Consider the following 12,212-nt stretch of genomic DNA (forward strand, 5'->3'; position numbering starts at 1 on the left):
TGTCTTGGGATCACTGTGCCTTGATGGGCTCGACCTTGTAGTCGCGCGTGAACTTGTAGACGGAGTTCGTGCCGAGCCACTTGTCGAAGCTCGTCTGCAGGCCGTTGGTCTTGTCGTAGTCGAGGAGGATCTTGTTGACGGCCGCCATCAACGCCGGTTCGTTCTTGTTCATCACCACGCCCCAGCGCTCCTCGTACACCGGGCTGGCGAGCAGCCGATATTGCTGGCCATGGTTCTGTGCCGCCTCGTTGGCAAAGCGCGCGAGGATCAGCTGACCGGCGACCAGGCCGTCGACCTTGTGTTGTTGCAGCGCGAGATAGGCGGACGAGATGTCGTGAAAGGTCAGCAGGTTCGAGTCGGGCAGGCTTGTCACGGCGACCGCCGCTGAACTGGAGCCTTCGGACGCGGCGATCTTCTTGCCCGCGAGTTGATTGAGCGTCTGAATCGGCGAGTCGGCGCGCACCAGCACACGAATGGGCGCGACGAAGTACTGATCGCTGAAGTCGACCTGCGTGGCACGCGCCGGCATCCACGCCATGGCGGCGGCCAGCAGGTCCACACGATGTGTCTTGAGTTCGGCGATTCGTGCGTCGGTCGAGAGCGCGCGTTGGTCGAGTTTTACCCCGAGTCCCTGCGCGAGCGCGCGGCAAACATCGACATCGAAGCCGACGATCTGCCGCGTGGCGGTATCGGGGAAGGCATAAGGTTCGCTGGCATTCTGCGTGCCGCACACGAGCGTGCCGCGCGCCTTGATGTCGGCCAGCGCGTCAGCATGCGCGACGCCTGCGGTGGCAGTCGTTGTGAAGATAAGGACAGCCAGTTTTCGTTGCCACATGGTCTTTCGTCTCCGATTGAATGAAGCTGATTCCCCGCTTCGGCGCCTTGCGGGGGTGACCGCGACGCGCCGACGTTATCGCCAATTCCTTAAATATTGCTTGAGTGTCAAGCAGGTTATCGCGAGAATGACCGGCAACAATTTAATTTTTAACGCGAAAGCATTAGAAATTCTGAAGTGAGCGAAGCGGGTGATGCGAAACCTCGATATCGATTTGTTGCGTACTTTCGTCGCGATTGCACAGCATGAAACCTTTGCGGCGGCGGCCGAGCGCGTGGGCCGCACGCAGTCCGCCGTGACGCAGCAGATGCAGCGGCTCGAGCAGGAGATGGGGTGCTCGCTGTTCGAGAAGCGTGGTCGGCACAAGTCGATGACGCCCGACGGGACGCGGCTGATGGCCTATGCGCACAAGATCCTGGCGTTGAACGACCAGGCGGTGCAGGTGATACAAACGCGCGGGCCAATCGAGAAAATTCGCATTGGCTCGCCGCACGACGTGGCGGACTCGATCTTGCCGAATCTTTTGCGGCGTCTGTCGAAGCTCTCGCCCGAGTTGCAGATGGAGATCAACGTCGGCCGCAGTCCGTTCCTGATGGATGCGCTGCGCGACAAGGAACTCGATCTGGCGATTTCCACGCGTTATGACAATGCGTTTCCGGGAATCAAGCTGCGCACTTCGCCGATGGTATGGATCTGTGCGGAGGACTTTATCTTCGACGCAACCGCGCCCGTGCCGTTGGTGATGGCCGACGAGCTGAGCCTGTTTCGTCAAGTATCGATTTCGTGTCTGGACGAGCGGCACATTCTGTGGCGAACCAGCTATATCTCACCGACGCTCGTGGGGATCAAGGCGGCTATCAGTGCTGGCTTGGGTGTGACCGCCCGCACGACTGAATTGCTTGACGCGAATATGCGTGTGTTGACGGAGGCGGATGGTTTGCCGCGTCTGCCGGAAGTCGCGTTTTATCTTTATGTGCAGCCCAGTTGTACGAGTCCGATTCTGCGTGAACTGTTCGATTCGAACGAGCATATTGCGACGCGGTTTGGGCCGCAGTTTGTGTGAGTGGTGGGGTGGGGGTGGTGTGGTCACGATAGCGCGATGCCGATGGGTGGGTGGCTGCGTTGACGGACTGTGCATGTCCTTTGTCCTACCGCTCCTTATCCTTTAGGCCAAATCAAACATTTGGCTTGCACGGTCGGATTCAAGCGCGGTGGTCTGCCTTATAATTGTCGAGTCGTCGGGATACACCCGGCGATCAGGTTTGACAGCCTGTAGTCAGAAACCGCACACCCGCTCAGGCGGGGCGTGCGTCTACCTCTGCACGTCTATATTCCAATGGGCGGGCCTTGGTAGGGGAGCCGCAAGGCTCGCCGGTATGTTTCTGACCCGGTCTGTCAACCCTACTTCGTGCCCGCTCACCCACGTTTCCAGCGAGTGTCGGGCGATCCGAGAAGTAACAGGGAGATCGCGCCATGAGCAAATCCACTAAAAAACAACCCGCTTCACGTCCACCTGTCGACGCACTCCAGTACGAAAAGCTTGCGCTGTCGGCATTCGATTTGTGTAACCGGCACCTGGATCAACTGAATACCTTGATCACACTTACGTCCTCAATATGTAGGAATCCTCCCATTACACTTGAGGAAAGACGGCGCCGTCAGACACTCCTTGAATTGCTGGTGGATACGTCGGAGCGGTATCAACAGGAACTCCAGTGCGACCGTGAGTTATACCAGGTGATTGCGCTCGATGCAAAGGGCGTTCCGCAAAACCGCATCACCGCACGTCATGCGGCGAACCTGCTTGCGGAAGAGGTAGTGCAGCGAGGTGGGGAGTCTATTGCGACTGAAAATGCGTCACTGGGGGAAAACGGGTCGGCAGAAGGTGCCGCGGCGTTGAGCGCTGAGGATGCGGAAGAACAAGCGGTTGTCGCAGTTAGCTAGGCGATCGTCGACGATTCACCTCGTCGGTTCTGCGGACTGCGCTTATGTGGTGAGTTGCAGCGGAGCACCCCGCAATGAGGTCCCGACGCGTCGCGGGGTGCGGCGCGTAGATTAGTTTGCAGAGGAACTCCGCCTGCAACATCGGGGACGGGTCTGGGCAACGCGATTCGATTTAAACCGGTTTGCGATCAGGGTTGAACGTATAACCGCTCGCGCTTGTACCGCGCAATTATAAAGATGGATCTGCCGTATTGCTTTCGACAACTGAAAATGAGGATCTTTTGGATACCCTGTTCGAACAACCTTCCCCAACAATCAGAACGGCCGGCTTTTCTTCTGGATATATATTCGTGGGTGCGCGAACTACTTGGCGAGTACTATTTTATTTTGTATAGACACATCCGTAGTGGAGACCCCTCCATGTCGAATGGCAAAATCTGATCATTAAATACAGAGGCATGCCGTACAAGCGGCTTAGTGGTGCAATTCGCCTGTAGCAGGATTTGCATATTCGATGTCGAGGTTCGGCTAAGGCCCGTCAGTCACCTACCCAACTCGCCGCGAATTTCCCTTGTCGGCCATTTCGGTCCTTCCGTCTGCTTTAAAGCCGTCCCTCAAGAAGTGCCATTGCGACAAGCGGATACGAAGATCTCCACAGAGGCATGCGTGTCGACCGCCTACGCCATTGACGCTAGATTCGTAAGCAGCCGACGAACACACCTCGGCTGCTAATTCGTGCCGGTCAAGCCACGGCGGGGAGCCGGGCTGTTCGAATCAGACCGCGCTGATGGCGGCGCCGCACTGGCTGGGTCGAAGTGAGCCGGTGAACGACCCACTGCGTGCATCGCGCTCAGGTATGCGGATGGCATTCCCAATTGTTGTAGGTCGGGGGATTGATCGGCGTGAGTCCGGGAATCATGAAAACCGAACAGCTGAATCTCCTGCCTTTCGCCGTGGTTGCGTCATAGGTTACCGGCACGCCGCCGAGCGCATTGTGCTGCCCATACTGCACGTTGGAGATTGTCAGTTCGTCGGAAGAAGCAAGTCCCAACGTCTTCGCGGTCGAGTTCTGTACGTCAATTGTGTTGAGTTGCGTGGTACCGCATGCGGCAAGTCCGACAACTACCGCACTGGTCAACATCACTGTAGTTAAACGCATCTTGTTCATGATGGGAGTTCTCGTGCAAATGTTGAAGATGAGTACTGCCTGTACGCCCAGATGTTTGCGGCGAAAGGAGTATAACCGGTATTCATGCGACAAAAGTGATATCCGTCTGCCAGCAGGAATGGGCAGATCGGCATTAATGCGCACGCCGGCGCGGGTGCCAAATGTGGCATCGGCAACAGGCATCGCCCGCAGGTCCGAACCTTTAATTCAAGCAGCGATCGCGCGGGTATCTGTCATAAAACTCGAGAATAAGATGTTGGCGCACGGCGTCAGCAGTTCGGAATATCTTTGACGGATCGGCGACCTGTCGATATTGCCGATTTGCTAGAATGAAATGAAAGGAATTTGAAAAAAAGCTGGTCAACTATTCTATTGATTCCTTCGAATCGGCCTTAACGCCGTACGCGGCGGCTTGGGTCACGCTGGGCAGGGTCTACGCCGAGTTCTTTCAGGTGGGTGCGGAGTCGCTGGTTGTCCGCAAACAGCCCGGCAAACGCCAGTGCGAACAGCAGTAGATAGAACCACTCGCCTGAGTAATGAATCAGTCCCCACGCGGCACCGGCACACGCGATGGCCGCCAGCAGAAGCGCTGCCTTATCCACTAACCAGTTCATACCGCCGCCTGAATGGAGCCAAGCAGACTGCCAGGAGCAGGCCAACCCAGCGCGCTCATGTTCGCTGTAAATCTATTGCCAAAATCGCCGTGGGTAGTCGCCATAGCCCGTGCGCTGTATTCAACTAGGGAGCATCGATCTTAACTGACAAATAAGGCGAATTATCTGGCGCACTGCAGTTGATGCGGCATGCGTGAGCGCTAGATTGGGCACGGCTTGAATCCGGGAGACTGGACTGAAACTGGGCTATCAGACAGGCTTTGCACCAGTCATTCGACCCTGAACCATCGCCGCCCGAGACCTTGCAATGTGACTTTGAACGGCTCAGTTCGACCCAGAGTGTGTGAAAACGCGTTGATTGCCAGCGCTGTACCGTCCCGTTGCCGCGATCGCGAATAGCGCCACCGTCACCATCCCAGCGGCAAGTAAGGCGCAAGCGGAAGCAGGCTCAGACAGACGCCTCGGACGCGCGTAACCAAAGCAACACTGAATCGCCCCTCCTCCTCCGCAAGGCACCTTACCAAGTGAAATCACGACTTGCGTTCGAGCATCGTTCGTGGTCGAATCACATATCGGAATCTAATTCCGAAACTAAATTGTCGGCGATGATGCCGATGAAACTGCAGTTTCGATCTGAAAGGAGATGATGATGGAATCAGCGCAAGATGACCTCGCGCAGTTTCACGCGATGACCGACGGTACGTACGACGACTGGCAGAAGATCGGCAAGGCGATGAAGCCCTTTGCAAAAGCTTTACCGGATCGGTTGATTGCCCACCTCAAACTGTTACGCGGCGACTACGGCGGCTTTCCTGTGGACCGGCTCGAACATTGTCTGCAGACGGCAACTCGCGCCGCCGAAGCCGGCCGGGACGACGAGTACGTGGCATGCGCGCTGGTTCACGATATCGGTGATACGTTGGGACCGCGCAATCATGCCGACCTTGCTGCAGCTATCGTCCAGCCATTCGTCTCCGAGCAAAATCACTGGATTGTCGCCAACCACGGCATCTTCCAGGGCTACTACTTCTTCCATCACCTCGGACTCGACCGCGATCTGCGCGAGAAACATCGCGGTCATCCCTACTTCGATGCGACCGAGGAGTTCTGCAGACTCTACGATCAGAACTCATTCGATCCGGGTTTCAAGTCGATGCCTCTCGAGGAATTCGAGCCGCTGATGCGACGCATATTCGAGAAGCCGCAGCGATCCATCTACGTCGCGCCGAAGCCCGAGGCGGCCAGGCAAGCGATATAGCTTCCACCAGGCAGAGTGCCGACTATCGAATGATCCACGCTTTGCGCACCATTCGCGAACGCGTGGACACAGAGTTGCGAGCGAAGATGTTGAACGCAAAAGCCAGGCGTTAGTATTCGTCGCACCTTACGATTCGTCGATCAGTCTGAAATCTCATATCCACCGAGTTCCAATGAAGGACGCGGGGCACTCGATGAGAGTCATAGGAGACGTCATGGAAACATCAATTTCGCAGCCGGAGTCCGTATCGACACAGGGATGCAGCACTCCTGAAAAAGAGCTTGTCTACAGGAAAATTGCCTGGCGACTGATGCCATTCATTTTTTGCTGCTACCTGTTCAACTATCTGGACCGTGTCAATATCGGTTTCGCGAAACTTCAGTTTCTCCACGACCTTAAGCTAAGCGACGCAGTGTACGGGCTCGGCGCCGGCCTGTTCTTCATTGGCTACGTGGCCTTCGAAGTTCCAAGCAACTTGCTGATGGCCCGCATCGGCGTACGGGCAACCATTACGCGCATCATGGTTCTGTGGGGGGCGATCTCAGTCGCGACAGCGTTCGTCTCGACTCCAATGCAACTTTACCTGGCCCGGTTCTTTCTGGGCGTCGCCGAAGCCGGGTTTTTCCCGGGCATCATCCTGTACCTGACCTACTGGTTTCCGGCGGAGCGGCGCGGGCGCATGACAGCGATTTTCATGTTGGCTCTGACCTTTGCCGGCATCGTGGGTAACCCGATCTCTGGCTGGATCATGGCTGAGATGGGCGGTACGTGGGGTCTGAGGGGCTGGCAGATGCTGTTCATTCTGGAGGGTTTGCCGGCGGTGCTGCTAGGCGTCGCCGCGTGGTTCTATCTGGCCGACTCGCCCGCACGTGTTAGCTGGCTCGCCGACCATGAGAAAGCGATCGTGAATAATGACCTCGCACTGGATCGCCGGAATTGCGCGCACGACAAGTCGTCATTTGTGCACGCATTGCTCGATCCGCGCGTGTACGTGGCCGCGTTCGCTTACGGCACCATGACTGTCACATCCGTATCGATTGCGTTATGGGCACCGACCTTGATCAAGAGCACCGGCATCGATTCCGTCAAGACGGTTGGTGTCCTCATGTCCATCCCCTACATTGCCGGCGGACTGGGTATGTACTTTGTCGGCCGTAGTTCCGACAAGCGGATGGAACGCCGCTGGCACACTGCGCTCGCGACTTTTGTTAGCGGAGTTTCCCTGCTCCTCCTACCGCTCGCGGCAAATAGCGTCCTCGGAACAGTCACTTTGCTGGCGATCTGCGCAACAGGCCTCTTTGGCGCAATCGTCGTGTTCTGGACGATTCCGTCGAGCTACCTGAGCGAATCGGCAAGAGCTGGCGGTATTGCGTTCATAAGCAGTCTCGCCTCGCTCTGTGCATTTTTTGGGCCGGCGATCGTCGGCTGGATCAAAACACAGACGGGGAGCCTTTACCTCGGCCTGTCAGGGCTCGGCGCTGTCGTCATATTCGGCGCTTTCGTGCTGATCATAGGCTTTCCGCGCCGGCTCCTAAGCGAGCACGTGTGACGAAAACTTCGGCAAGAGGTACGAGCGCAACAAAGGGAAGCCATCGCGGAACAACGCGTCACGCATCGGATCTTGTTCAAGGCAGCAAGCTACGCTGCCTGTCCCGATTATCTGGCGCGTATCCCGAGGGCGTCCTCGTCTGCCGCCGTGAGAATTCCCGCGACTTTGTGGACGAGATCAACAAGTCGTGGTGCGATGTCGTCTTTCAGTCGCGCGGGCGTCACGAGATGCGAAAGACCGCCTACGCTAAAGATAAAATGCGTCGCATGACGCGGCGACCAAACCGCCACCGCCACGCCGTTGAGGTTGGGAATCCATTTGCCGCACGACACGACATAGCCACTCTTCTGATACGACTTGATGTCGCGCTGTACCTCCGGCAGCATCTCGGGCCAGCCCGGTTCATCGCGCGTCTCGAGTTCCGCGAATAGCTCGGCACGAGCTTCCTCGCTGATCGCCGCTATGTACGCATGGCCCGCAGCCGTCTTCAGCACAGGAATACGCGAGCCGACACTATGCCGTAGTGCCAGCGGCTCGTCGGACTGTACATGCTCGATGTAGACGATGCTTTCACCGTCGTAGATTCCAATGGAGCAGGATGCCGACGAAAAATCAGCCAGCTCCTTCATGTAGGGACGCACCGTCAGGCGGAAATCGAGGCCACGAAAGATCGACCCGCTAAGTGCGATCGCGCGCTCACCGATCTTGTACTTCGACTCGTCCGGAAGGTAACTCAGATAGCCCAGGCGCGTCATCGTGTAGGTGAGGCGCGCGACTGTTGCCTTGGGTAAGCCAGTGATTCGCGCGATGTCCTGATTGCCCAGGCGCGACTGCGTACCGTCAAAGGCGAACAGCAACTCGAACGCCTTGGCAACTACATTGACGAAGGCTTTGTCTTCGTTGGGCGCCGGAGCACGCTCGCCCTGTGGCGATTCCATCATTTCCGTCAGCATGCTCGATTTGCGAACCATTCCCTCTCCAGCCCTATGGGTTCCAACTTGAAAGTATCCGAAACGGCCAGGCTCCGCAGTCCAGAATCGCCGATGCCAGGTCTACCGGCGGACGAGACGCGACACCTGGCACCGCGGCAAAGCGATCGCATTCGAGCGAAGTCGATCTCGTCCTGTCAGTGCCGCAAGCAAGTTTTATGTGAGAGATATTGTAACCTGCCAAACCCCCGGTCCATGGGCGACAAAACCCAACGACATACCTTTCAGCAGCGATCAGAAGTCGAACTTTGCTCTCTCGATCGTGTGTAGATATTGGCGGCGTATGCCTCGCACGGGTAGTCGTTAGCTGGCGAGATGAAAGGATGGACGGATGGAGGGATTGATCGTCGACCCGCCGACGGCGGATCTATCTTGCAAGCGTGGGCCGCATCGATGGCCTGTGACGCGTATAGCGCGAGCAGAACACCCGCCTGCCGATCTGCAAGCGCTCACGGGACGAAGCATAAAGAGTACTTCGCGGTACCGGATGGTCTGAACGATCGACCGGGGGCGATGTCCAGACCATCTGAGGGAATCAGTTCAGGTGAATGAGCGCATCCACAGCAACCGCACCATCTTGCTTCACGAGGACAGGATTCAGATCGAGTTCACCGATCTCGGGATGCGTAGCGATCATGTGTGAGGCTGCCGCGATAACGCGAGCAAGACTCTTTGTATCGCGAGGTGCCTGTCCGCGCACACCTTGCAGTAGTGGATACGCCCGCAGGCTTCTGAGCATTCTCTCCGCGCGTTCGGGCGTCACCGGGGCCGGGCAAAAAACTACATCTTTGAGAACTTCAACGAAGATGCCACCCAGACCCACCATTACAAAGGCGCCGAGCACCGGATCGCGCTTTGCACCGACGATCACTTCGACGCCGTCGGCGACCATCTCGGACACGATAACGCCGCGGATTTTAGCGTCCGGAACCTTTGTTCTCACGGCAGTAAGGATCTCATCCGCCGCTTTGCAAGCTTCTTCGCGGGATCTAACGTTCAGAACAACGCCGCCGACATCGCTTTTGTGCAGGACGTCGTCCGAATCGATCTTGACGACGACCCGCTCGCTGTCGATACGGTCAAAAGCCTGCATGGCAAGACTCCCGTCCGTCGCAGGTTCATGCCGAGGAACAGCGACCTCCATCGCCTCCAGTACGTCGCGCAATTCGGATTCGCCCAGTATCTGAGAGCCGGCAGCTGTTGCGTTCTTGATCTTCTCGGCCAGGAGTCTGGCGGCAGCGCCAGAATACCTCTGGTGGGAACCCGAATCTGCGACCGCGAATTCACTGAATTCGACCAGATAGCGTGCGGCCCGAACTGCACGCGCCGGATCCGCGAACACGGGAACACCTCCCTTTGCCAGCAGCCTCGTGCCGTCCGGATCAGACGCCACCCAGGAGACAAGCAGTGGTTTGGGGGATTCATGGGCGATACGCGCAAGGTGGTCCGTGAGTGCCTTCACATTGACCATCTGGACACCGAAGGTCACGACAACCACGTCCACCGACGGGTCATTCACAATGTGTTCGATATGCGACGCGACCGTGTCTACGTCCGTATGGGCCTGTAACGTCACGTCCACCGGATTGGACGCTGCGCCGAATTCCGGTAGCCGTTTTGCAATGGCTGCAACCGTCGCATCGGAGAATTTCGCCATTTCGAGATTTTGACGAAACACATCATCGGCGCAGAACACGCCGAGCCCGCCCGAATTGGTCAGAATGCCAATCCTGCGACCGGCCGCCACTGTGGATACCTGCGCGAACGTCACAGACGCATCCACCAGTTCTTCGATGCTATCGACAAGAAATACACCCATTTCCCTGAGGGCCGCGTCGTACAGTTCAGCCGATCCTGCCAGGGAGCCAGTGTGCGAAGCAGCCGCCTTCGCCGCCTCAGGGCTTCGCCCGACCTTAAGAATGACGATGGATTTCCCGTTGAGACGGGCGCGTGTCGCTGCCTCGCGAAACGAATCGATATCCCGGATCGATTCGAGGTATCCCGCGATCACTTTGATATCAGGATCATCCGCCATGTAGGCGACGACATCGGAGAAGTGCATTCCAGCTTCGTTTCCCGTACTGACGAGATAGCCGACACCTAGTTCACGCGCGAGGCACTCGAGGACCATCAGCCCACCGATCAGACCGCTCTGCGAGACGATTCCCACATTGCCTGGCAGTACCGGGGCAACGCTTACCGAGGAAGAGAAGTTGACGACCATGCCATTTGAAAAATTCGCGATGCCCTGACAATTCGGCCCACAAACGATAAGCCCAGTGTCGGCCGCGATCTCCCGGATTTGCCCTTCGACAATCTCCCCTTGCGGTCCCATTTCTCCAAAGCCACTTGTGTAAATCACAAGGGCGCCGACTCCAAGTCGCGCGCTGTCTTTCACTACCTGAAGGACATGCCGTGCGGGAACGGCTACAACGACAAGATCAGGAATCTCCGGCAGGGCCTGCAGATCAGCATAACAACGATAGCCGAACAGTTCGTCGTATTTCGGATTGACAGGGTATACGCGCCCGACAAACTCATACTTTCCCAGCAAATCAAGGGGACGTCCGCCGACTTTCGTTGCCTGATCCGACGCTCCGACAACGGCCACGCTGGCGGGCTTGAAGAGGCGATGTAAATTGGTGCGCCGCGTTTCCTTGATGGATTTATCTGCGATCATTTTCCTGTCTCCATTGATGCGTCACCAACCACAACGGCTGTTCCATCGCTCTTCTTGATCTCGAACGATAGTTTGGTTGCATAGGGCGTGGATTCCGTCACGAGAAGCTCCACACGCGTCGCTTCACCGGGGCGCGTATAGGAGATGAACCTGGCGTCGAGCGCGCCACAGCGAAGCCATCGGTCTACGCCGAACAACACGCTCATCGCATCGTGGAGCGGTGCCGTAACAAGGCTTGCCTGTACGACAGGCCCCTTCAGGAAAGTGCTTCTGGCAAAGACGGGGTCCGTGTGGATGGGACCGTTTGTGCCGAGTAGTGCGCCATAAGCGTTGACTTGTTCCTGCGAAATGGCCGGCACGTTCAGTACGAAACCATCGCCCTTGTTTAGTTGATGCATGATCGCCTCCTATCGCGGCCACGTCAGACGACGTTCGATGTTCATGATGGGCTGCCGGTCTGCGACGCGCGTTATCGCCAACTCCAGGATGACAAACCGCTTATCGTTCTTCAGATACTTCGACTTCACGGAAAGGACGGCCTCCAGCGCTTCACCGACAAAAGCCGGCGCCTGGAGGACTATCTGCTCGCGCGCGTGCAGCACACCGTTGGGCATGTTGATCGCTGCTCGCATTGCCTTAAAGGTATTGAGCATGAACGGCGACAGCGGTGCCCTTTCTGCATCCCCCTCTGCGACGACCGCCGTGCCGTCGGCTCGGGTCAGCGATGGGATGCGGACACATTGGTTATAGATCGCCTCATCATCCGCAGACGGTGTGAAGCAATACGGTGAAAAAGTCTGACCTTCTTGCAGGTCAGCGAACAGGGTTTCCGGGTTGGATCCCATATCGGTGTTCCTCCATGTCGTGGACGCGCCAGCGGCAGCCTCCGTGCTCATCAATTCTAATTTCGGAATTAGATTCCGAAACTATTTGAGCACAAGTTCATGTGGCTTGCAAGCGCGGAAGATCAGCGCCGCTCAGCGCCAAACGCCTTGACAGGGTGCGCTGGAAAGGCATTCGCCTCGCGTTTAGGGACTTTCCCTCGGTCGCTCCGTCCAGCGACCATCCAGCGAGAGATGCATTGAGACGCAATCGTTTTCCGACCTTGGCCCCTGCCTAGTCAGGCACGCCGGACGCCATAGCCGGCAAGAGATGCTTTGCACCAGCAGATCACG

General features: G+C 57.3%; 11 protein-coding genes. 4 read left to right on the plus strand and 7 right to left on the minus strand.

The genetic code is table 11. From position 1 onward, the window contains the following. Positions 1 to 10 precede the first annotated feature (10 nt). The gene (locus tag GH665_RS23175) at positions 11 to 835 is read right to left on the minus strand and encodes a transporter substrate-binding domain-containing protein (protein WP_153139261.1); all 825 of its coding nucleotides are present in this window, start codon (positions 833 to 835) and stop codon (positions 11 to 13) included. Positions 836 to 1,028: 193 nt separating this feature from the next. On the opposite strand from GH665_RS23175, the gene GH665_RS23180 reads away from it, so the two are divergent. Further along, positions 1,029 to 1,898 (plus strand): LysR substrate-binding domain-containing protein, encoded by an 870-nt coding sequence (locus GH665_RS23180; protein WP_153139262.1) that lies wholly within the window; start codon positions 1,029 to 1,031, stop codon positions 1,896 to 1,898. 410 nt (positions 1,899 to 2,308) lie between these two features. Continuing rightward, complete coding sequence (locus tag GH665_RS23185) at positions 2,309 to 2,779, plus strand: hypothetical protein (protein ID WP_153139263.1); 471 nt, start codon at positions 2,309 to 2,311, stop codon at positions 2,777 to 2,779. Between the two features lie 850 nt (positions 2,780 to 3,629). Here the strand turns inward: GH665_RS23185 and GH665_RS39155 are convergent. Both GH665_RS39155 and GH665_RS23195 read right to left on the minus strand, forming a co-directional pair. After that, complete coding sequence (locus GH665_RS39155) at positions 3,630 to 4,130, minus strand: hypothetical protein (RefSeq protein WP_246216331.1); 501 nt, start codon at positions 4,128 to 4,130, stop codon at positions 3,630 to 3,632. A gap of 209 nt (positions 4,131 to 4,339) precedes the next feature. Next, positions 4,340 to 4,561 (minus strand): hypothetical protein, encoded by a 222-nt coding sequence (locus GH665_RS23195; protein ID WP_153139264.1) that lies wholly within the window; start codon positions 4,559 to 4,561, stop codon positions 4,340 to 4,342. A 649-nt stretch (positions 4,562 to 5,210) separates the two neighbouring features. Between GH665_RS23195 and GH665_RS23200 the strand changes: the two genes are divergently transcribed. Together GH665_RS23200 and GH665_RS23205 are read left to right on the plus strand one after the other, a co-directional pair. After that, positions 5,211 to 5,819, plus strand: a complete 609-nt coding sequence (locus GH665_RS23200; RefSeq protein WP_174771750.1) for an HD domain-containing protein — start codon at positions 5,211 to 5,213, stop codon at positions 5,817 to 5,819. Positions 5,820 to 5,991: 172 nt separating this feature from the next. Beyond that, on the plus strand, positions 5,992 to 7,368 hold the full coding sequence (locus tag GH665_RS23205; protein WP_217361901.1) for an MFS transporter: 1,377 nt from the start codon (positions 5,992 to 5,994) through the stop codon (positions 7,366 to 7,368). 107 nt (positions 7,369 to 7,475) lie between these two features. Here the strand turns inward: GH665_RS23205 and GH665_RS23210 are convergent, their stop codons facing one another. From GH665_RS23210 to GH665_RS23225, 4 genes are all read right to left on the minus strand, one after another. Then, on the minus strand, positions 7,476 to 8,339 hold the full coding sequence (locus GH665_RS23210) for an IclR family transcriptional regulator (protein WP_153139265.1): 864 nt from the start codon (positions 8,337 to 8,339) through the stop codon (positions 7,476 to 7,478). A 553-nt stretch (positions 8,340 to 8,892) separates the two neighbouring features. Next, entirely contained in the window at positions 8,893 to 11,037 is a 2,145-nt protein-coding gene (locus GH665_RS23215) for an acetate--CoA ligase family protein (RefSeq protein ID WP_153139266.1), read from the minus strand. Continuing rightward, positions 11,034 to 11,435: a MaoC family dehydratase gene (locus GH665_RS23220; RefSeq protein WP_153139267.1), complete on the minus strand. Its 402-nt coding sequence runs from the start codon at positions 11,433 to 11,435 to the stop codon at positions 11,034 to 11,036. The genes GH665_RS23215 and GH665_RS23220 overlap by 4 nt, the downstream gene beginning before the upstream one ends. Before the next feature lie 9 nt (positions 11,436 to 11,444). Further along, positions 11,445 to 11,882, minus strand: a complete 438-nt coding sequence (locus GH665_RS23225; RefSeq protein ID WP_153139268.1) for a hypothetical protein — start codon at positions 11,880 to 11,882, stop codon at positions 11,445 to 11,447. Positions 11,883 to 12,212: the final 330 nt, after the last annotated feature.

Source organism: Paraburkholderia agricolaris (genome assembly GCF_009455635.1).
GTDB lineage: Bacteria > Pseudomonadota > Gammaproteobacteria > Burkholderiales > Burkholderiaceae > Paraburkholderia > Paraburkholderia agricolaris.